The following is a 21,162-nucleotide window of genomic DNA, read 5'->3' on the forward strand; positions in this document are numbered from 1 at the left end:
TTTCTAATCATAGTATGGTTAACGAAAAAGAGGCAACCATAAAGTCACCTCTTCATCATTTATGGGATAATAGATTTTTTAAGCTTCTGTTTCCATATACTCTTCAATAGGAGCACATGTACAAATTAAGTTTCTATCTCCATATGCATCATCTACACGACGAACAGATGGCCAAAACTTATTATCGGCTACATATGATAATGGATATGCTGCCTGTTCTCTCGAATACGGGAAATCCCAAGAGTCAGCTGTAAGCATAGCCATAGTATGTGGCGCGTTTTTCATTACATTATTTGGATTATCAGCTGTGGCTTCGGCTATTTCCTTGCGTATCGAGATCATTGCATCACAAAAACGATCTAATTCTGATTTACTTTCGCTTTCGGTAGGTTCGATCATAATAGTCCCCGCTACCGGGAAAGAAACCGTTGGAGCATGAAATCCATAATCCATAAGTCGTTTTGCAATATCTGTAACCTCTATACCATTTGCTTTAAATGGTCTACAGTCCAGAATCATTTCATGAGCAGCTCTTCCTTTTTCTCCAACATATAATACATTGTAATGCCCATCTAAGCGTTCTTTAATATAATTAGCATTCAAAATAGCATATTGGGTAGATTCTTTTAAACCATTTACTCCAAGCATAGTAATATATCCATAAGAAATCAAACATGCCAGGGCAGATCCCCAAGGAGCCGCAGAAATTGCAGTTATTGCCTGATCTCCTCCGGTAGTGATAATTGGATTACTTGGTAAAAAAGGAACTAGCTGTTGTGCAACACAAATTGGTCCAACACCAGGTCCACCGCCACCGTGTGGTATAGCAAAGGTTTTGTGCAAGTTAAGGTGACATACATCTGCGCCTATTGCACCAGGATTGGTTAAACCAACCTGTGCATTCATATTGGCACCATCCATATATACTTGTCCGCCATTATCATGAATAATTTGAGTGATTTCTCTAATCCCAGATTCATATACTCCATGTGTAGATGGGTAGGTAACCATTAAAGCTGCAAGGTTATCTTTATGTTTTAATGCTTTTTCTCTTAGATCATCTATATCAATATTACCTTCTTCGGTAGCTTTGGTAACGATTACTTTCATTCCCGCCATTACCGCAGAGGCAGGATTAGTGCCATGAGCAGATGAAGGGATCAAGCAAATATTACGATGATGATCTCCATTTGATTCATGATATGCTCTAATTACCATTAACCCGGCAAACTCCCCTTGTGCACCAGAGTTTGGTTGTAGAGAGGTAGCTGCAAATCCTGTGATTTCTGTAAGTTGTTCTTCAAGTTTTTTTAGAACTTCTTGATATCCCTGAGCTTGATATACTGGAGCAAAAGGATGAATGTTTCCCCATTGTGGATCACTAAGAGGTAACATTTCTGCCGCTGCATTAAGTTTCATTGTACAGGATCCCAACGGAATCATAGAATGATTTAATGACAGATCTTTTCGTTCTAATTTTTTAATATAACGCATCAATTCTGTCTCAGAATGGTAAGAATTGAATACTTCATTTGTTAAAAACTCTGTATTACGTTTTAGATTTTTATCTATAGTATTCGAATTATCAATTTCCTGAATAGGAGTATTTTCTTTCCCTGCAACTTTAGCAAAAATTGATAGAATCGTATTTAGATCTTCAATTGTTGTTGCTTCATTTAAAGAAATTGAAACTGTTTCTGAATCTGGATAGAAGAAATTTACTTCACTAGCTTCGGCAATTTCTTTTATTTTGGTTGTGTCACCTTGTATGCGAATGGTATCAAAATAAGCTGTGTTAAGTTGATTGAAACCTAATTTTTCTAATTCTGCACTTAATGTTACTGCCGATGTGTTAACTTTTGAAGCGATATAGCTTAGGCCTTCTGGGCCGTGATATACACTATACATTCCGGCCATAACGGCTAAGAGTACTTGCGCAGTACAGATATTTGAAGTTGCTTTATCTCGTTTAATATGTTGTTCACGGGTTTGCAATGCCATTCGTAATGCACGACTTCCATTTAAATCTTGAGTAACCCCTATAATTCTTCCAGGGATTGTTCTTTTATATGCTTCTCGTGTGGCAAAAAATCCAGCATGAGGTCCACCATATCCAAGAGGGATTCCAAAACGCTGTGTAGTTCCTACGACAACATCTGCATCAAAGCTTCCCGGGGATTTTAATGATACTAAGCTTAATATATCTGCAGCTACAGCAACTTTTATTTCTGCTTGGTGAGCTTTTTCAACAAAATCAGCATAATCATATACTTGACCTGATTTACCAGGGTATTGTAAAATAGCACCATAAAACTCGGTCGAAAAATCAAATTGCTGATGATTTCCTACTACCAATTGAATATCAAGAGGGATTGCTCTTGTTTGTAATAAAGAAAGTGTTTGAGGTAATATTTCTTCGGAAACAAAAAACTTGCTTACATTATTTTTTTTCTGATCTCTGGATCGTACAGCAAATAACATAGTCATTGCTTCTGCAGCAGCTGTACTCTCATCTAATAAAGAGGCATTAGCTAATTCCATACCTGTAAGATCACAGATCATGGTTTGATAATTTAACAAAGCTTCTAATCGGCCTTGTGCAATTTCTGCTTGATAAGGTGTGTATGCGGTATACCATCCTGGATTTTCAAGGATATTACGTTGTATAACCGCAGGTAAACTAGCTTCATGATACCCTAAACCGATGTAGGTTTTGAATACTTTATTTTTTGCAGAAAGCTTTTGTATATGTGCAGAATATTCTTGTTCGCTCAAGGCAAAATCTAGATTTAACGATTTTTTTAAAAGAATATCATCAGGAACAGTTTCATATACTAATTGTTCTAAAGAATCTGCTTTAATTGTGTTTAACATCTCGCCAAGATCTTTTGTTGAAGGACCTATATGACGTAGTTTAAAGGAATCGGTTTTCATAGCGAAAAAAAACAGTTGAAATTGAGATTTCAAAAATACATATTTAATTGCTAAAACTTTCACAATTAATTAACCTAGACCTATCAAGTTTTTAACCAAATTCGGGTTTTGTTAACACATAACCCCTAATAAGTAACGTGAAAACCTTAAAAAGCATATTCAGATTCTATATTAACGGCAGTATTCATGTTGCTTTAGCTATATGTGCTTTGGTGCAAGTTACCTTTATGAAATATGGTATATCAGGTCAATTTACTTATATCCTTTTTTCTTTTTTAGGTGCTATTGTGGCATATAATTTTGTGAAATACTCTAAAGTCTCCAAACTTTACCACAAAAGATTGACCAAATCAATGAAAGGGATTCGTATTTTGACCATTCTGTCTTCCTTGTCTTTTATCTACCTTTCGTTTAAGGTGTCGATTGATACTTGGATATATATGGCTCCATTTATAGCACTTACTGTTTTGTATGTTGTACCTGTTTTTCCTAACAAGAAAAACTTAAGAAGTCTTGCAGGGGTAAAAATCTTTATTATCGGTATGATATGGGCTGGTATGACAGTATTGGTTCCATTAGTACATGTTAATGGAAATTTAGATTCAAATTTTTTAATAGAAATGGTTCAACGGTTTTTGTTTATCGTTGTTATGATGTTACCTTTTGAAGTAAGAGACTTGCAGTATGATAATGCAGAGTTAGAAACTGTTCCACAAAAAATAGGAGTGACAAGAACCAAGCTTTTTGGTAGTATTTTGTTGGTTATCTTTTTATTGTTAACAGCTGCAAAAGATGAGTTGTTATCTTCGATAGAAATTTTGAGTACCATATTGATAACTATAATAAGTCTTTTCTTTTTGTGGGGAACAGAGAAAAAACAATCAGAATACTATTGCTCTTTTTGGGTAGAGAGTGTTCCTATAATGTGGTTACTAATTCTGGTTATTCTGGAATCCTTATTTAGTTAATTCTTTTTGTATTTCTTTTTTCATGGCTTCTTTATCTGAAGCACTGATCGATTGTGTTTTAGATTTATTGATTGTTTTTGTGAGTTTTGCATTTCTTTTAGAATATGCCCGGGTTATTTTGCAATATGCAAGACGAATGTTAAGTTTTATTATTTCTAGAATAGACGCCTCTCCATACTGATTTTTATCACAAATATGTTTTGCTTCTTCGCAGGATACAAATACCTTATTCTTATTCGTAGTTTTCATTATACTATTTGGGTAATTCTTTTATTCGAGGGTAATTATAATTATTTAGGGTTACATTTTTTGCTTTAAACGTTCTTTCATTGCTTCTTTATCAGAATGATTGATACTAATCACTTTTGGGTTTTTTACCAATTTGGTTAATTTCATGTTTTTTGCAGTATACTTTCTACAAGCTCTACAATATATCAAATGTATGTTTAGCTTTACTTTTTCCCAAAAAGTAGCTTCTTTATACTGATTTTTATCACAGAAGTGATTTGCTTCTGAACAACTTACAAATATTCCCTTTTTATTACTCATTTTTCCTAAAACCAATTTTTTTCTAGACATTCAGCCATAGCTGTACGTGCTCTATGGATGATCACCCATAGGTTAGACGCAGTGATATCAAATTCATTACAAATAGCTTCAGTATCGAAACCTTGTATTGTTTTTAATTTAAAAATATGAGCTTGTTTTTGGGGGAGTTTTCCCATACAATCATGTATTGCTAAGCCCAATTCTTCGTTTTCGATCTCGCCTTCTGCATTACCATCAAAGGGATCCGCAACACGTTCTTCTAGCCAGTCACCTTCAGTTTCAGAATCAGAGGTATAGTTCATTCTTACCTCTGCTTTACCTTTATTACTATTGATTTTACGATAGTGATCGATGATTTTTCTTTTCAGAATAGAAATAAGCCAAGTACGCTCACTAGCTTCACCTTTAAAATTTTTCATGGATTTAAGTCCGGCAAAGAATGTTTCTTGTACTAAATCTTGGGCAATTTCTTTATCATCAACTCTTACAATGGTATAGTTGAATAGGTAATCACTGTACTTATCCACCCACGTATTTGGGTCTATGGTATTTGTTGACATTATATTTCCTGTTGTTATATTCACCAAAAATAGGATAAAAAGTTGAATCCTATAAATGCTTTAACGAATCAGTACTTTGTGTCTATTAATATTGAATCTTTATAAATAGCTTTTATGATCTGATTTTACTGTGTTTTTGGATTCTAAATGTAATTTTATAGATTGATTACGAGTGGTAAGAAATTGAGTAAGATGCTTTTTTAGGATTAGATTATCAAAAAAAATGCCTAAAATACCATAAGGGATTTCGTATTTGAGTATATCGATCATTTCTGTACCTGATGGTGTTTTATGAAAAATATGCTGGTGTTTAAAAGTTTTAAAACATCCTTTGATCATTTCATCGGTAAAGTTATTTGGATAGTCATACGCTGTAATTATACTTTTGTGAATGAGATAAATTCCAAAATGTTGCCCTCTCCAGGTAACGGTTTCTCCTAATTCGATTAATCCCGAAGTTCTTCCTGCTATGGCTTTTTCTTTTGTTTTTTCTGCAGATATCATATGAAAATCAATACTTCTAGCCAAATCAAATACTTTTTTGACTGGAGCTTTTATTTGAGTTGTTAGTCGTATTGTTGTCATAATTTTCTAAACAACTGTAATTAATGCTGGTTTAATATCGGGATACAAGAACTGAAATCCATTACTTATAAGTTTTGAAGGAATTACATTTCTGCTTTTGAGTATAAGTTCGGTTTCTGTTTTAATAATTCTTGCTCCAAATTCTAACATAGGTTTTGAAATAGGGATTCCCAAAGGGATTTTTAGAACCCTTCTAAGTGTTTTCATAAAGGTTGAATTGGTTACTGGTTTAGGAGAAACAATATTTACCACCCCTTCAATGCTAGGAGTATTTATAATAAATTCTATACTTCTTGCAAAGTCTTGCTCATGTATCCAACTTAATTTTTGATTTCCATAGCCTTGTTTTCCTCCTAATCCGATTTTGGTTAAATTAAGAATTGATGGCAAAGCTCCTCCTTTTTTGCCTAGGACTATAGAGGTTCTTAATGCAATTTTTCTGGTTTTAGGAGTTTGTTGGTTGAAAAATGTTTTTTCCCATGATGTAGCAACATTAACAGAGAAACCAGTTCCTATTTCTCCATCAATTTCATCCATCTCTTTATCTAAAGAATGTCGATAGATGGTTGCTGTTGATGAATTTAACCAGATTTTAGGAGGGTTTTTGCATTTGCTTATGGCTTCTCCCAAAATAGCTGTAGAGGTTACTCTTGAATTCAGAATAAGGTTTTTATTCTTTTGGGTATACCTACAATCTACCGATTTGCCAGCTAAATTGATTACTATTTCTGCATTCTCTAGTTCATGTATCCAATCTCCAGAGGTTTTTGCATTCCAATGAATAAATTGAATATTATTTTCTATTCTACTTTTTCCACGGGTTAGAATTGTAATAGATTCTGTTTTCGTTTTAAAATATGCTACGAGTACTTTTCCAAGAAAACCTGTCCCTGCCGCTATGACTATTTTTTTCATATGTTTTCTAATTTTATTTTTCTGCAGTGATTAAATAATATCCAAAACTTTTGGTATGTAGACCAGAAAGTAGTGCAAATAGTGATCCTTTTAGGTTTTTCCAACTTTGTGGTTTTAGAGTTTCTTTTCTAAATAGTTTTTTTAACATAAATCCTGTAATTGCAAAAGGAACATGAAGAACAGAGGGCGCAACTCTAAATGATACATCCTCGACATTTACATTCTTAAAACCTATATGTTTTAAAGTCTGTTTTACTTTTTTAATACTTCCTAAACCTTCTAGACTCCACCCTTTGCACAGTTGTTCGTAGCAATAATTACTACCTATACATAATTGTTCTTCATCTTTTTTTAAGAACGCATCGGCAATCACTAATTTAGAGTTTGGTTTTAATATTCTATATGCTTCCTGTAAGGCCTCTTTACTATGCCCAGAATGGCAGAAACTCTCTATAGCATAAGCTCCATCTACACTGTTAGTTTTAAAAGATGTATGACAATAGTTTTCTTCTAAAATTAGTCCATTGTTATGTTGTAATCTTTTATTTCCTTCCCTAACCTGAAAAGAAGAAAGTGTTACACCAATGATATGAAGTAGAGGATACTTTCTTAATCCATATTGTATAGCGCCACCAATACCACATCCCAGATCTGCTACAAGTGAATTTTGTTTAGGAACCTGTAAGCGATCAAAAACCTGCTGATTCATTTCGTTAAGCATTGAGTCTCTTTTTAGAATACTGGTTTTAAAAGGGATATAGTATCCAAAATGCATATTGAAATCGGTACTCCAGAATTCATAATCTTCTGTCGCTTCATCATAAAACCTGATTATTTTTTCTTTTGTAGCAGATTTTTTAAGCTTTAGTTTATGTAATATGGTAAGTGTGCTCATGATGATATAGTTTTATTAAAGGTTAAAAAAACCAATACAATTATAGATTAACAATAAAGTATAGACAGTAGCAAAAAATACAAATAGGCAATTCATAAAATAGCTACCTATTTTAAAGATCTTTTTTTTCGGAATTTCATACATAGGATAATATGCTATTTGGGTTGCAACTTTACCAACCCAATACGCCGCTATTAATCCAGTTAAAGCAATTGCTAATTCAGATTGTCCTTTAAGGTGGGAGGGAAGTAGGATTGCTATTAGTCCAAAAGAAAAATTAAGACCTTGAATGTACCTTCCATACGTTTTTGCAATTTCTTGATTAAGTGGTTTTAATTGCTTTACATCGGTATACCAATCAAATACTTTATGTCTTATGTATGGATATATTAATGCAGTGAATATTTGACCAATACCACCTATAATAATTAACCAGTTTGGAATATTAAATGCCATGTTTTTATAGTATTAAAGTTTCAGAAAAAATTGAAACTAATATTGAAAATAAAAAGGAGATATTCTCCTTTCTTTTGGGCGCTGTTTTTTTATTTAATTAGTTTTACCAATGCCTTTGTGATCCAGTTATGATCCTGACCAATAACTCTATTCATTAAAATATCTAATGTATCCGCCATTTCATGTAATGCTTTGGTTTGCTTTATTAATTCTTTGGTTTTTGCAGTTCCATCTTCATCGATGTTCGAAACATCTTTTAAGATTTTGATAGTTGGTTGTAACTCTCTTCTACTTCTTTCTTTGGCGATTTGCCTTGCCAGCTCTTGTACATCCTTTTCTGAGGTGAAATATTCTTTTCGTTCTCCCATTTTATTTTCTTTAAATACAATACCCCAATCCATCAATTGACGTAAGTTCATACTGGTATTACCTCTGGAGATTTGTAATTGCTCCATGATATCTTCCATAGAAAGAGATTCTGGAGATATTAATAATAAGGCATGAATCTGTGCCATAGCTTTATTGATACCCCATAAGGTCCCTAAAGATCCCCATGTAGAAATAAACTTATTTTTTGCTTCATCGTAATTCATGTTACAAATATATAAAAAATTTCAAACTTTCAAAAAATATTGAAAGATTAATGATGTGATTTTGAAAATAACCTATAATTCGGGTTAGCTGTTTTTTAATATGATTTATTATACATAATATACCTCGTAGGGTGTACTAAATTGTGTTTTAGGACATCTTTTCATTGATTTAGGACATGTATATATTGTCTTGATAAGACTTTTTTGATAGTTTAGTTTTCTTAAACACACAAAAAATCAACTTATGAAACTCAATAACCTACTTAGGGACATTTGTAATATGACCTGGGATTCTTCTCGGTCTTTGCAATTGATCTATAATATCACTTCACAAAAAGAGCTTGGTTACTACAAGCAGTAAGATGTAAATTTTGAGAATAACTTTATTTTCGGGTAAAGCATGTATTAATAAATAGTGTGGTAGAAACAAATTTCTTTTGTTGTTACTATAATCCATGATAATGAGTGAAAGATCTCAAATTTTATGGATGATAATGAATAAAATGTATTCACCTTTTATCTTCTTTCTAATTGACAGATTATTACGGATTTACCTTGATTATTCTATGATAAAACGTCTTTTGTTAGACCTTGATATTATGTACTTTAGCTAAACAAACACAAATATAAACTCAACAAATTAAACTAACGATGAGAAAACTAAATCTATTTATTTTGGCGGTATCGCTAAGTGTATTGACATCATGTTTATACGCGCAGGAGCGATCAAAAATGTTTTATGCAACCATGGATGCTCATGATGCATTGAAACTAAAAGAAAATCACCCAAATGATGTTAAAATCATTAAATCTGTTAATGAATATAGTGCAGTAATGTTAAATGAACATTCGGCAGAAGAATTACATCACACGGGATTAAGACATGGACCAGGATATTTTTATGAAACTTCAGAAAAAGCTGCTATAGAAGCAATAGTAAAAGCTAATTCAATTCAAAAATCAAAAAATAGTTCCTTAGCAAAAGCAGCAGTCGCTTTTGAGATTACCCAGGATCAATTGGTAAATCAAAGTTTGGGGTTGGTAAATAACTCTAATATTGATAGACAAATTAAAGAGCTTGAGAATTATGGTACTCGTTTCCATACTAAAGCTAGTGCAAAAAGAGCTTCTACAGATTTAAAAGCAAAATGGGAAGGACTTGCTGGTAGTCGTAGTGATGTATCTGTTAGGCTTGTAAATCATTCTGGTACCTCTATGCCGTCTGTTGTTATGACTATTACCGGAACAGAAAAACCAAATGAGTATGTGGTTTTAGGAGGGCATTTAGATTCGACATCGCCACGAAATCAGAGTGATGCTCCGGGGGCAGATGATAATGCTTCTGGTATTGCAACAATTACAGAGGTTGCCAGAGTATTGTTTAGTATGAATTACAAACCAAAAAGAACGGTCGAATTTATGGCATTTGCTGCAGAAGAAATCGGTTTGGTAGGGTCTAAAGAAATCGCGAGAGATTATAAAAATCGCAATGTGAATATAGTGAGTTATATGCAATTGGATATGACAAATTATAAAGGTTCTACACAGGATGTCTTTATTACAACAGATTCATATAATAGTACTTCTTTAAATAATTTCTTAAAGAAATTAATGGACCATTATAATGCTTCAGGAACACATAAAATTACATATAGCAATTCTGCATGTAACTATGGGTGTTCTGATCACCATAGTTTTGCACAACAAGGATATGAAACAGCATTTCCTATAGAAGCAAGATTTAGTGAGAGTAACCCTAAGATTCATACTTCAGGAGATACATCATCTAACTTCCCAACTGCGAATGCAACTCATGCTGCCAAATTTGCCAAGTTAGCTTTAGAATACCTTATAGAGATTTCTAATGCGGGTGGAGGAAACCCTCCTACAGGTTATTGTGCTTCTAATGGGAAAAAAACATCAGATGAGTATATTGGTAAAGTTGCTTTAGGAACAATAAATAAAACCTCTGCTGCAGGAAGTGGTGGGTATAGTGATTTTACAGCAGAAACTACTAACCTTTCTAAAGGAGGATCACATACCATTACGGTTACACCAAAATGGTCAGGAAGTACTTATAATGAGGGATATGCGGTATGGATTGATTATAATCAGGATAAAGATTTTGCTGATTCTGGTGAATTGGTTTGGAGTAAAGCAGCTTCAAAAACGACACCAGTGAGCGGTAGTTTTACAGTACCGGCAGGAGCAAAAAATGGAAGCACAAGAATGAGAGTTTCTATGAAATATAATGCAATCCCTACAGCTTGTGAATCTTTCGAATATGGAGAAGTAGAGGATTATACTGTTGTTATCGGGGGATCCGGTGGAGGAGATGCTCAGGCACCTTCTGCTCCAGCAGGATTAGCATCGTCAAATGTAGCTCAAACTACACTAACCCTATCATGGACATCTTCTACAGATAATGTTGGAGTGACTGGATATGATGTGTATAAAGGAAATACGGTTGAAACTTCTGTTTCTGGAACCACAGCTAATATTACTGGATTAACAGCTAGTACCGCCTATACATTTAGTATAAAAGCAAAAGATGCTGCTGGTAATTTATCTGCTGCAAGTAATGTCATAAATGTAACTACCACAGGAGGAAGCAGTGATCCTTGCGCAGGTGTTGCACCATATAACTCTTCTACAAACTACCAACCTGGAGATCGAGTAACGTATCAAGGTAATCTTTATGAAAAAACTAATACAAGTTGGACTCTTATCGGGCCTTGTGGAGCTCTTTTTGCAAGAAGTTCTGCTGTTGATTTATTATCTGATGATAGCTTGTCTTTTGATTTTTATCCTAACCCTGTAACAGAGGGTCATATAGAGCTTACTGTTAATAATGAATTATGGAAATCTGGAAGTGTGTTGGTTGTAGATGTAAAAGGAAATATCGTACAAGAGGTTAAGCTTAAAAGTAAAGCTACACAAATCAATACCTCAAAATTTTCTTCTGGAGTATACTTTTTGACACTTTTTAATGGGGCAAAAAGTGCTACAAAGCAGATGATTATAAAATAATAATAAAGGTGTATTAAATCTTACCATATGAAGTCTGTTGAAGTTTTTTAGCTTCAACAGACTTCAATGGTATTTTTTATTTAATTAATCCTGCTCGTTTTAATAATGCTTCAGGTTTAGGTTCTTGTCCTCTAAAGCGTTTATAAAGAATCATTGGGTTTTCTGTACCTCCTTTAGACAAGACATGATCCTTAAATTTGGTAGCAATCTCACGATTAAAAATTCCATTTTCTTTAAAATATTCAAAAGCATCAGCATCTAATACTTCGGCCCATTTATACGAGTAATATCCTGCAGAATATCCTCCCTGAAAAATATGCGAAAAAGCTGTACTCATACAGTTTTCGTCTACATTAGGATACAAAGATGTTGTAGAAAAAGTCTTTTTCTCGTGATCCTTTACCTTTTTAATAGCAGTAGGATCTTGAGAATGCCAAGACATATCAAGTAACCCAAAACTCAATTGGCGAAGTGTAGTCATACCTTCCATAAAAGTTGCAGATTCTTTAATCTTTTCAACCAATTCCATAGGGATTATTTCACCTGTTTCATAATGTTTGGCAAAAAGCTCCAAAGCTTCTTTTTCATAACACCAGTTTTCCAGAACCTGACTTGGTAATTCTACAAAATCCCAATATACGCTGGTTCCTGATAGGCCAGGATAAGTAGTATTAGCCAACATACCATGCAATGCATGGCCAAACTCATGAAATAGAGTAGTTACTTCATTAAAAGTTAATAGAGAAGGTTTACTAGGTGTAGGTTTTGTAAAATTGCAAACAATAGAAACATGTGGCCTTATATTTTCCTCATTTTTCCTCATTTGTGATTTGTAAGAAGTCATCCATGCTCCATTACGCTTTCCTGGTCTTGGATGAAAATCTGCATAAAACAATGAAACAAAATTACCGTCAAGATCAGTAACACGATACGTTTTTACCTCTTCATGATATGTATCTACATCATTGATTTCTTTAAATTGAAGCCCAAACAGTTTATAAGCTACAGTAAAAACTCCGTCGATTACATTTTCTAACTTGAAATAAGGTTTCAGTTTTTCATCATCAAGATCAAAGAGCTTTTGTTTTAGTTTTTCAGAATAGTAGGCTCCGTCCCATTTTTGTAATTGATCAATCCCATCTAATTCCTTTGCATAAGATTCTAATTGTTCAAATTCTCTTTCTGCTGCAGGCTTAGCTTTCTCCAAAATTTCATTTAGAAAAGAAAATACAGTATCAGGAGTTTCTGCCATTCGTTCTTCCAGGATATAATCGGCATGGTAGGAGTATCCTAAAAGAAGAGCGCGTTGATGTCTAAGGTTTGCAATTTTTAAAACAATATCCTGATTATCAAGATCATCGTTGTGAAATCCTTTAGACCCAAATGCAAGAGCAAGTTTTTTTCGCAATTCGCGATTATCAGCATAAGTGATAAAAGGAATATAACTAGGGTAATCCAAAGTTATTAACCATCCTTTTTTACCTTTTGCTTCTGCCATAGATTTGGCAGCTTCTTTTGCTCCCTCTGGCAAACCAGACACATCAGATTCATCGGTAAGCAACATCTCGAATTTATTAGTTTCGGCGAGGACGTTTTCACCAAACTTTAAACTTAGTGTAGAAAGCTCTTTATCAATCTCTCTAAGTTTCTCTTTTTTTTCATCAGGAAGATTAGCCCCATTTCTCGAGAATGACTTATATCTTTTTTCAAGAAGTCTGGATTGCTCTGGATTAAGATCTAATGATTCTTTTTGTTTGTATACCACTTCGATTCTTTTAAATAAATCCAGATTAAGAGCTATGTCGTTACTGAATTCTGAAAGCAAAGGAGAGGCTTCTTGTGCTATTTTTTGTATTTCTTCGTTGGTCTCAGCACTGTTTAAATTAAAAAAGACACTGGTTACCCGGTCTAATAATTCTCCACAATATTCCAAAGCTTCTATGGTATTAGAAAATGAAGGTAGTTCGGGATTAGAGACTATTGTATCGACTTGTTTTTTGGCGATAGAAATTCCGTTTTTTATAGCGGGTAAAAAATGATCTGACGTTATTTCTGAAAATGGTGCAGCATCAAATGGTTTTAATAGTGGATTGTTCATTGTTGTAATGATAATTTCTTCTTATTTTTTATGTTATATGTCTTTATATCGGAAAAAATAGCCTTTTGTCGAAAAACACTTCCAGGTTATGGATGTTTTTAAGTAAACTAAATTTTATACCAATAGATTTGATCAGGTTTATTAGTATGGTCTAGTATTAAGAATATATGGTTATTTTTATTTGGGGTATGAATATAAATAATTATTCTAATGCAAAGACCAAATATATCGAAAGAGCTGCATTTTTGTGGCTCTTTTGTCTTCTATTTTTTGTCTAAAAACCTGTTTTTTGGCAAAAATCCTGTTTTTCTGTCTGTTTTTTCGATCAAAAAATCTTTAAAAAACGATCAATTATTACCTTTTATCGATTATATAGGTGTTTCATCGAAAATTATGAATATTTTAGCATTACTTTTATTGTGTAATTAAAGTAAGGTTTTACCTTTGTTGTAGGTTTTAAGAGTAATGGTCTTACGATGAATTTTTTGTGTAATATATTTAAGTTGGTTAATAAATATTGTTATATTCTTTTGTAAGGCCTGATATTCAAAAGAGTCACTGAAAAGTGACTCTTTTTTTTGTTATTTTTTGATCTGCTTAGCTCCTTCAATTACTTTTTGCTTTAATCCTTCTTTATAGATTAAGATTTTATCTAAAACACATTTATCATTTGAGCCTATAATTTGTGCTGCCAAAATACCTGCATTTAGAGCTCCGTCTAAAGCTACAGTAGCCACAGGAACTCCACCAGGCATTTGTAAAATAGATAAAACAGAATCCCACCCATCGATAGAATTACGTGACTTAACAGGAACACCAATCACTGGTAAAGGAGATAATGAAGCCACCATCCCAGGAAGATGAGCAGCACCACCAGCGCCAGCTATAATAACTTGTATGCCTCTCGTATGAGCATTTTTGGCATAGTCAAATAATTTTTCCGGGGTACGATGTGCCGAAACAATATCTACTTCGACTTCGATATCAAAACCTTGTAATACTTCGATTGCCTTTTCCATTACTGGCATATCACTAGTACTACCCATTATTATTCCCACCTTGCTCATTATATTGTATGTTATTGTTAGTATTTGTTTGTTAAAAGTTATTAGTCATAATAAGGTATGAAGGTATATAAAATAAGTTTCTAAACCTTTATTAGCTAATTACTTGTATTGTGTTTTTTACTTTTTCAGCTATTTTTCTAGCCTCGTCGATGTTTTCATGAATTATGGTAACATGTCCCATTTTTCTATAAGGCCGTGTTTGCTTTTTACCATAAATATGAGGAGTAACGCCCTTCATTTTCATGATTTCTTCTATGTTTTTATAGATAACATCTCCTGTATATCCTTCTTTACCTACCAGATTCACCATGATACCACCTACTTTACTTTCTGTAGCTCCCAGAGGTAAATCCAAAATGGCTCTTATGTGTTGCTCAAATTGATTAGTATAACTGGCTTCGATACTATAATGCCCGCTGTTATGTGGTCTTGGTGCAACTTCATTTACAAGGATATTATCATCTTGTGTTTGAAACATCTCTACAGCCAGTACCCCTACATGTTCAAAGGCTTTAGATACTTTTTCGGCAATTTTTATTGCTTTTTGAGCAATTTTAGCATCGATTCTTGCAGGGCAAATCACATACTCTACCTGATTGGCTTCTGGATGAAACTCCATTTCTACCACAGGATAAGTTTTGATTTCTCCGCTCGGGTTACGAACAACAATTACAGCTAATTCATTTTTAAAATTAACTAAATGCTCTGCAATACATTCTGTGTCAGGAAGTTTTGCTAGGTCAGCTCCAGATCTAACAATCGAAACACCTTTACCATCATATCCTCCCTGCGTACTTTTCCAGACAAATGGAAGTTTGATTCTATTATTGGTAATACCTTCAGTAAGGTGTGCCTTATTAGAAAATCGGGTAAACTCCGCAGTAGGAATTTTGTTTTCTTCGTAGAAAAGCTTTTGTTTCCCTTTATTTTGTATTTTTTCCAGAGTTTTTGAACTTGGATAGACTTTCTTACCTTCTTTCTCTAGCTGAACTAAAGCTTTTAGATTTACAGTTTCAATTTCAAAAGTAAGTATATCTACCTTTTTTCCAAAACTATAAACAGTGTCATAATCCATCAAATTACCTTGTTGGAAATGATCACATGCAATTTTGCAAGGAGCATCTTGACTTGGGTCGAGGACATATGTTTGGATGTCATATTTTCGAGTATCATAGAGCATCATCTTACCTAATTGACCTCCTCCTAATATTCCTAACTTAAAGTTTGACGAGAAAAAATTTGTCATTTTCGGGGTTTCAAATTTATCATGAAATGCAAAAATAATTTTTTCAGAAGGAATAACCACAATAATGTAAGGTAAATGCAATAAGTAAACTATAAGAAAGCTTATTTGATTGGTATATTTTTTATATGTTGATGATTAAATCTATACCAATCTAGAGCTATATATGATTTATATAACAACGATTTTAGTCTGCCTGGAGTCGTAAGAAGGTTGATGCCGTAATTCTTAGCTATGCTCATTTCTAATCACTATCTTTGCGGCTTTAAATTAAAAAATCAAACCAGAACAAGTATAAAATAGAATGGTAAAGCTGCACGATTTACAGTTTATTCCTTTTATTAACGAGGAAGAAATAGAGACTGCGATAGATAAAGTATCTGATGGATTAAATCAAGATCTGGCTGGTAAAAACCCTTTGTTTATAGGAGTGTTAAATGGTGCTTTTATGTTTGCTTCAGAGGTTTTGAAACGGTTTGATCATGATTGTGAAATTAGCTTTGTAAAATTAGCTTCGTATGAAGGAACAGAAACTACACACAAGGTTAAAGAGTTAGTTGGATTAGGGGAAGAGGTTTCAGGAAGAACAGTAGTGATCTTAGAAGATATTGTAGATACTGGTAATACAATCGAAGTGCTAACAGAAATGTTAGTAGAAAAAGGGTGCTTAACATACAAAATTGCTACTCTGTTTTATAAACCCGAGGCATATACCAAAGAAATTAATATAAATTATATTGGGATAGAGATCCCAAACCGATTTATTGTAGGATACGGACTTGATTATAACGGATTAGGACGTAATCTTACAGAAGTTTATCAATTAAAACCAAACAACATGACAAATTTGGTGTTATTCGGACCTCCAGGAGCGGGAAAAGGAACACAGGCAGAAGTTTTAAAACAAAAATATAATCTTGTACATATCTCTACAGGAGATGTGTTTAGATACAACATAAAAAATGCAACAGAGCTAGGTACTTTGGCAAAATCATATATTGATAAAGGCCAATTGGTACCTGATGAGGTTACAATTAATATGCTTAATGCCGAAGTAGATAAAAATCCAGAGGCTAAAGGCTTTATTTTTGATGGATTTCCCAGAACCGAAGCCCAGGCAGATTCACTAGCCAACTTGCTAGAGTCAAAAGGAGCAATGGTTAGTGCAATGGTTGCTCTAGAGGTAGATGATGAGGTATTGGTACAACGATTACTCGAAAGAGGGAAAACATCAGGGCGACCCGATGATGCAGATGAAAAAGTGATACGTAATCGTATTAAAGTATATTATGAGGAAACAGCCATCTTAAAGAATTACTACCAAAAACAAGATAAGTATTTTGGAGTAGATGGAGTAGGTGGTGTTGATGAGATTACCGAGAGATTGAGTAGCGTGATAGACAAACTTTAGTCTGTGTAAGCAGAATCTAATCCAGGGTAGTAAACGTAAAATTGAAATGTTCCTGATTTTTATTAGGGTGATATAGGAAACGAATTATGACAGAAGGGAATTTTGTAGATTATGTAAAATTACATATAACTTCCGGGAACGGAGGGAAAGGATCTGTACACTTACATCGTGAGAAATACATTACCAAAGGAGGCCCCGATGGTGGTGATGGTGGCCGTGGAGGCCATATTGTTATTCGCGCAAACCCTAATATGTGGACATTACACCATCTTAAATTTAAACGTCATTTAAGAGCTGATCATGGAGGGCATGGTAGTAAAAGCAGGAGTACAGGGGCTGATGGAGAAGATGTTTATGTAGATGTACCTCTGGGGACAGTGATTCGGGATAGCGAGACCCAAAATATTATTAAAGAAATTACCGAAATAGGACAGGAATATGTTGCTGCCGAAGGAGGTATGGGAGGTAGAGGTAACTGGCATTTTAAAAGTCCAACAAACCAAACACCTCGCTATGCCCAACCCGGTGTAGAAGGGCAAGAACACGATATTACTCTAGAACTCAAAGTACTGGCAGATGTAGGATTGGTAGGATTTCCTAATGCAGGAAAATCTACCTTGCTATCGGTTATTACTGCAGCAAAACCGAAAATAGCCGATTATGAGTTTACTACACTTAAACCAAACCTTGGTATTGTAGAGTATAGAGATTTTCAAACCTTTGTGATGGCTGATATTCCGGGTATTATTGAAGGAGCAGCAGAAGGTAAAGGTATAGGTCATCGCTTTTTACGTCATATCGAACGTAATTCTACCTTGTTGTTTTTGGTTCCGGCAGATGCTCCTGATATCAAAGAACAATATGAAATCCTTTTGGATGAACTAAGACGTTACAACCCTGATTTATTAGATAAAGAACGACTTATAGCAATATCAAAATCTGATATGCTGGATGATGAGTTAAAAAAAGAAATGAAGGTTGAGTTAGATCAGCAACTTAACGTTCCTTACTTGTTTATTTCTTCGGTAGCACAACAAGGATTGCAGGGGTTAAAAGATAAACTTTGGCAAATGCTGAATGATTAAAACTTTGATTTCTTAAATTAGAGTGTGTTTCGTATTCGCAAAAAAGGAATCACTGTTTTGTTGTATGAAAAATGGTGATTCATTTATAACATATAGCTTTTCTCTATGCTATAGCAAGTAAAAATCAAATTACAGATACGTTTTGATAAGTTACTATTGGTTTATTTTGTAACGTATCGACTCTACTTCATTATTAAAATTATGGATTAACTTTTTTAGTGTAGCCTTTTTCCGTTTTTACTACACCAGTTATTACTCTAATAAAAAAGCACTCATAATTCTTCAATTTCTTTTTCTGAAAAGTGAAAACCAAAAGAATGAGCATTCTGGGGTTTCTCATTTCATTGTTATATGCAGCTATAATACCATTCAATAAAAAAGCTAAAAAGATTCGTTGTTAATTTTCAAATATCAAATAATGCGTATCGAATATCACTAAAAGTAATGCGAATATGAAGTAAGGCTTTTTTTGTTTTGATCGATATCTATATTTGAGCACGTAAAAAATTACTTTAATAAGGATGAATAAATCTAAGAATATTCTCATTGTCATTTTAGTGTTGTTTTCTGTAAAGGCAAGTGCTCAAAAAATCCCTGATGGACTCTATTTTGTGAGCGGAAATGAAATAAACCAAATCACTATTCTTAATAGAAGAGATGGAAGTATAAAAGCAACATTTGATACATATCGAGGAATTTCAGAGATGGCTTTTTCATCACTAAAAAACTTGCCAGGGAGTTATGAAAGTATTAATACTAAAGAAAATTATGTTCTGACAAAAAGGAATAATCTTTTAACACTTTTGGTATTGGGAGACATGAATCTAATTGCAAAAAAGGAGGTTTTGGCAATTAGTAAAAAAGAACTAAAAGCTGCAAAAAAACAACTAGGTATTAAATCTGAATTATCTAAGGAGCTAGGAAGCCTTTGGGGAAAGAAGAAAAAGAAAGAAGAAGAAAAAAAAGAACCCCTTGAATATTTTGTAAAAGAAGCAACTTCAGATTTTCATCAAAAAAATGTAGGGAAAATAATTTTCTTCTCTAAAGAACCTACCGTTGGAAAAGAAGATATGTCGACAATCAAAACAGATTTTAAAATTGGAGATGAAATTTGGGGAGTGGCTTACTTTTCAACAATAATGAAAGAAAGCTATTATTTGAAACAACTAAGTAATCATTTTCAAGACAATTTTGGACGAAATCACTATTGGATAACTATCGGGATGGATAAAATGGAAAAAGATCTGTTACCAAAAGAAAATGAAATAGTAAATCAATGTACTGTGAAAAGGTTGAAAAAAGCAGATTTGGAAAAAAATTATGTTGTATTTCAAGTAGTGCCTTCTTCTCTGGATAGTATGAAAATAGATAGAGATGGTGCTTCTTTTTTATTAGGGAGAATGGGAGAACGCCTGGACCCTTATAAACACAAATTAAGAATTTCACTTACCGATGGAAAAATGGATCAGGAGGACGAACTCTATTTTGGTACTATAACCTATGACACAACAGAGGGAACAGAAGATTTAACAAGTATGGCTAAAGAAATTGAAGAAGGAGCTTTAAAAGCAAAAAGAGCACCTACTCCTGTAATGCGTAATGCAAATTTGGAAGCAGAAATGATGCAACAAATTGAGCTATGGGCAAATACTAAAGACTGGCCAGGAGTGAAATTTCATAAAGTTATGATCACATTAGATTGGCAAATCTTAAAAGATGGTTATGGAAACATTAAAGGGAATTATGTAGAAGGAGATGTGTTGTATTCTGATAGTGAGGGCTGTGGTTATAGAAATTTCGGGTTTTTAAAAACCTATTTAGGTAATGGAGAATATGATGAAAACATCAAGCAACATACTATTGGTCATAGAGGAGAATTAAGTTGTGACAAAGTGAAATAAATAATACTTGTCTAGCTATATGAAAAGAACGACATGAACTGAATCTGCAGATGTTAATATAGAGACTGTTACTTAGCTGGTAAAAAAAATAGTTATGAAAGAAGAATTAGTAAAAGAAGGAATCCAAAAAGAAGAAAAAGTAGGATACCTCAAATCAAAATTAAACTTGATGCAAGGAACGCTTTATCTAACATCCAATAGACTTGCTTTAGATGCCCATAAGACAGGTGTTAGTGGGTTAGGGGTTTTAGGTGCTTTACTAAAAAAACAGGTTGAAAAGAAAAGCTTTGGATTTAATCTTGAGTTTAAAGACATAGAGAAAATAACCCAAGGAAAACACGGCGTAACAAAAAATGTCCTAGAGATTACGGATAAGCAAAATGAAACATATCGAATCATTGTGAAAAACTATGAAGAGTGGGAAAATGAATTGAAGCAAAAGCTGTAATCTTTAAATCTGAATAACAAAAAAAAGATTGCCAATATTACATTAGATAAACGATTAAAGAACTGTAGGAAATTAGATATGGCAAGAAAAATTGAAATAACCACAAAGGAAACCCTTACCAAGGAAGTATTAAAAGACTATCTAGATACGATTTTTTCTCCTTTCGGATATGAAGCGTATTTAAGTTCTTTGATAGGAGTAGATATTGTCATTAAGAAGAATGATTGGATTGGTGCTACCATTAAATGGAAAACTAAACATGATAAAAATTATTTAACTATAGGTGGGTTTTCACCGTCAACAATGGCAAGACTATTGGTTTATGGTATTCTTCCGATTTTAATATTATTACCAAAATGGTTACGATTTGAGAAAGAAATAGAAAGCACAATTAAAGAGAATCAAGTAATTTTTAATACATGAA

The 21,162-nt window shown here is 33.4% G+C and carries 19 protein-coding genes; 7 read left to right on the forward strand and 12 right to left on the reverse strand.

What is annotated here, in order from left to right:
• Window positions 1-78 precede the first annotated feature (78 nt).
• Complete coding sequence (gcvP, locus tag DG435_RS14875; RefSeq protein ID WP_106792532.1) at window positions 79-2,934, reverse strand: aminomethyl-transferring glycine dehydrogenase; 2,856 nt, start codon at window positions 2,932-2,934, stop codon at window positions 79-81.
• A 137-nt stretch (window positions 2,935-3,071) separates the two neighbouring features.
• On the opposite strand from gcvP, the gene DG435_RS14880 reads away from it, so the two are divergent.
• Window positions 3,072-3,902: a hypothetical protein gene (locus tag DG435_RS14880; protein WP_159025564.1), complete on the forward strand. Its 831-nt coding sequence runs from the start codon at window positions 3,072-3,074 to the stop codon at window positions 3,900-3,902.
• Here DG435_RS14880 and DG435_RS14885 read toward each other — a convergent pair.
• The 8 genes from DG435_RS14885 to DG435_RS14920 all read right to left on the reverse strand — a co-directional run bounded on the left by DG435_RS14885 (window position 3,891) and on the right by DG435_RS14920 (window position 8,455).
• Complete coding sequence (locus tag DG435_RS14885) at window positions 3,891-4,151, reverse strand: hypothetical protein (protein ID WP_106792534.1); 261 nt, start codon at window positions 4,149-4,151, stop codon at window positions 3,891-3,893. The genes DG435_RS14880 and DG435_RS14885 overlap by 12 nt on opposite strands.
• Window positions 4,152-4,202: 51 nt before the next feature.
• Window positions 4,203-4,451 (reverse strand): hypothetical protein, encoded by a 249-nt coding sequence (locus tag DG435_RS14890; RefSeq protein WP_106792547.1) that lies wholly within the window; start codon window positions 4,449-4,451, stop codon window positions 4,203-4,205.
• 5 nt (window positions 4,452-4,456) lie between these two features.
• The gene (locus DG435_RS14895) at window positions 4,457-5,011 is read right to left on the reverse strand and encodes a sigma-70 family RNA polymerase sigma factor (protein WP_106792535.1); all 555 of its coding nucleotides are present in this window, start codon (window positions 5,009-5,011) and stop codon (window positions 4,457-4,459) included.
• A gap of 99 nt (window positions 5,012-5,110) precedes the next feature.
• Window positions 5,111-5,596, reverse strand: a complete 486-nt coding sequence (locus DG435_RS14900) for an SRPBCC family protein (RefSeq protein ID WP_106792536.1) — start codon at window positions 5,594-5,596, stop codon at window positions 5,111-5,113.
• 6 nt (window positions 5,597-5,602) lie between these two features.
• Complete coding sequence (locus tag DG435_RS14905) at window positions 5,603-6,511, reverse strand: TIGR01777 family oxidoreductase (protein WP_106792537.1); 909 nt, start codon at window positions 6,509-6,511, stop codon at window positions 5,603-5,605.
• A gap of 13 nt (window positions 6,512-6,524) precedes the next feature.
• Window positions 6,525-7,406 (reverse strand): methyltransferase domain-containing protein, encoded by an 882-nt coding sequence (locus tag DG435_RS14910; RefSeq protein ID WP_106792538.1) that lies wholly within the window; start codon window positions 7,404-7,406, stop codon window positions 6,525-6,527.
• A 15-nt stretch (window positions 7,407-7,421) separates the two neighbouring features.
• Entirely contained in the window at window positions 7,422-7,862 is a 441-nt protein-coding gene (locus tag DG435_RS14915; protein WP_106792539.1) for a hypothetical protein, read from the reverse strand.
• An 89-nt stretch (window positions 7,863-7,951) separates the two neighbouring features.
• Window positions 7,952-8,455, reverse strand: coding sequence for a GbsR/MarR family transcriptional regulator (locus DG435_RS14920; RefSeq protein ID WP_106792540.1), 504 nt, complete (start codon window positions 8,453-8,455; stop codon window positions 7,952-7,954).
• 651 nt (window positions 8,456-9,106) lie between these two features.
• Here DG435_RS14920 and DG435_RS14925 point away from each other — a divergent pair.
• Window positions 9,107-11,485 (forward strand): M20/M25/M40 family metallo-hydrolase, encoded by a 2,379-nt coding sequence (locus DG435_RS14925; RefSeq protein WP_106792541.1) that lies wholly within the window; start codon window positions 9,107-9,109, stop codon window positions 11,483-11,485.
• Window positions 11,486-11,561: 76 nt separating this feature from the next.
• On the opposite strand, the gene DG435_RS14930 is transcribed toward DG435_RS14925, so the two are convergent.
• The 3 genes from DG435_RS14930 to DG435_RS14940 all read right to left on the reverse strand — a co-directional run bounded on the left by DG435_RS14930 (window position 11,562) and on the right by DG435_RS14940 (window position 15,896).
• Window positions 11,562-13,583: a M3 family metallopeptidase gene (locus tag DG435_RS14930; protein ID WP_106792542.1), complete on the reverse strand. Its 2,022-nt coding sequence runs from the start codon at window positions 13,581-13,583 to the stop codon at window positions 11,562-11,564.
• A 581-nt stretch (window positions 13,584-14,164) separates the two neighbouring features.
• The gene (gene purE, locus DG435_RS14935; RefSeq protein ID WP_024772081.1) at window positions 14,165-14,650 is read right to left on the reverse strand and encodes a 5-(carboxyamino)imidazole ribonucleotide mutase; all 486 of its coding nucleotides are present in this window, start codon (window positions 14,648-14,650) and stop codon (window positions 14,165-14,167) included.
• A 91-nt stretch (window positions 14,651-14,741) separates the two neighbouring features.
• Entirely contained in the window at window positions 14,742-15,896 is a 1,155-nt protein-coding gene (locus tag DG435_RS14940) for a 5-(carboxyamino)imidazole ribonucleotide synthase (RefSeq protein WP_106795142.1), read from the reverse strand.
• 301 nt (window positions 15,897-16,197) lie between these two features.
• On the opposite strand from DG435_RS14940, the gene DG435_RS14945 reads away from it, so the two are divergent.
• The 5 genes from DG435_RS14945 (at window position 16,198) to DG435_RS14965 (ending at window position 21,161) form a co-directional block, all read left to right on the forward strand.
• Window positions 16,198-17,304 carry an adenylate kinase gene (locus DG435_RS14945; protein ID WP_106795135.1) on the forward strand — a complete coding sequence of 369 codons (1,107 nt, stop codon included), beginning with the start codon at window positions 16,198-16,200 and terminating at the stop codon, window positions 17,302-17,304.
• 86 nt (window positions 17,305-17,390) lie between these two features.
• On the forward strand, window positions 17,391-18,389 hold the full coding sequence (obgE, locus tag DG435_RS14950) for a GTPase ObgE (protein WP_106795136.1): 999 nt from the start codon (window positions 17,391-17,393) through the stop codon (window positions 18,387-18,389).
• A gap of 521 nt (window positions 18,390-18,910) precedes the next feature.
• Window positions 18,911-20,290: a hypothetical protein gene (locus DG435_RS14955; RefSeq protein ID WP_106795137.1), complete on the forward strand. Its 1,380-nt coding sequence runs from the start codon at window positions 18,911-18,913 to the stop codon at window positions 20,288-20,290.
• A 94-nt stretch (window positions 20,291-20,384) separates the two neighbouring features.
• Window positions 20,385-20,738, forward strand: coding sequence for a hypothetical protein (locus DG435_RS14960; RefSeq protein ID WP_106795138.1), 354 nt, complete (start codon window positions 20,385-20,387; stop codon window positions 20,736-20,738).
• A 78-nt stretch (window positions 20,739-20,816) separates the two neighbouring features.
• The gene (locus tag DG435_RS14965; RefSeq protein WP_106795139.1) at window positions 20,817-21,161 is read left to right on the forward strand and encodes a hypothetical protein; all 345 of its coding nucleotides are present in this window, start codon (window positions 20,817-20,819) and stop codon (window positions 21,159-21,161) included.
• Window position 21,162 lies beyond the last annotated feature (1 nt).

The sequence above is a fragment of the Aquimarina sp. Aq78 genome (assembly GCF_900299525.1).
GTDB lineage: Bacteria > Bacteroidota > Bacteroidia > Flavobacteriales > Flavobacteriaceae > Aquimarina.

Bases quoted from the DNA above. Each gene is read 5' to 3' on its own strand.
- gcvP (WP_106792532.1), bottom strand. From the start codon at position 2,934: ATGAAAACCGATTCCTTTAAACTACGTCATATAGGTCCTTCAACAAAA.
- DG435_RS14885 (WP_106792534.1), bottom strand. From the start codon at position 4,151: ATGAAAACTACGAATAAGAATAAGGTATTTGTATCCTGCGAAGAAGCA.
- DG435_RS14890 (WP_106792547.1), bottom strand. From the start codon at position 4,451: ATGAGTAATAAAAAGGGAATATTTGTAAGTTGTTCAGAAGCAAATCAC.
- DG435_RS14895 (WP_106792535.1), bottom strand. From the start codon at position 5,011: ATGTCAACAAATACCATAGACCCAAATACGTGGGTGGATAAGTACAGT.
- DG435_RS14900 (WP_106792536.1), bottom strand. From the start codon at position 5,596: ATGACAACAATACGACTAACAACTCAAATAAAAGCTCCAGTCAAAAAA.
- DG435_RS14905 (WP_106792537.1), bottom strand. From the start codon at position 6,511: ATGAAAAAAATAGTCATAGCGGCAGGGACAGGTTTTCTTGGAAAAGTA.
- DG435_RS14910 (WP_106792538.1), bottom strand. From the start codon at position 7,406: ATGAGCACACTTACCATATTACATAAACTAAAGCTTAAAAAATCTGCT.
- DG435_RS14915 (WP_106792539.1), bottom strand. From the start codon at position 7,862: ATGGCATTTAATATTCCAAACTGGTTAATTATTATAGGTGGTATTGGT.
- DG435_RS14920 (WP_106792540.1), bottom strand. From the start codon at position 8,455: ATGAATTACGATGAAGCAAAAAATAAGTTTATTTCTACATGGGGATCT.
- DG435_RS14925 (WP_106792541.1), top strand. From the start codon at position 9,107: ATGAGAAAACTAAATCTATTTATTTTGGCGGTATCGCTAAGTGTATTG.
- DG435_RS14930 (WP_106792542.1), bottom strand. From the start codon at position 13,583: ATGAACAATCCACTATTAAAACCATTTGATGCTGCACCATTTTCAGAA.
- purE (WP_024772081.1), bottom strand. From the start codon at position 14,650: ATGAGCAAGGTGGGAATAATAATGGGTAGTACTAGTGATATGCCAGTA.
- DG435_RS14940 (WP_106795142.1), bottom strand. From the start codon at position 15,896: ATGACAAATTTTTTCTCGTCAAACTTTAAGTTAGGAATATTAGGAGGA.
- DG435_RS14945 (WP_106795135.1), top strand. From the start codon at position 16,198: ATGGTAAAGCTGCACGATTTACAGTTTATTCCTTTTATTAACGAGGAA.
- obgE (WP_106795136.1), top strand. From the start codon at position 17,391: ATGACAGAAGGGAATTTTGTAGATTATGTAAAATTACATATAACTTCC.
- DG435_RS14955 (WP_106795137.1), top strand. From the start codon at position 18,911: ATGAATAAATCTAAGAATATTCTCATTGTCATTTTAGTGTTGTTTTCT.
- DG435_RS14960 (WP_106795138.1), top strand. From the start codon at position 20,385: ATGAAAGAAGAATTAGTAAAAGAAGGAATCCAAAAAGAAGAAAAAGTA.
- DG435_RS14965 (WP_106795139.1), top strand. From the start codon at position 20,817: ATGGCAAGAAAAATTGAAATAACCACAAAGGAAACCCTTACCAAGGAA.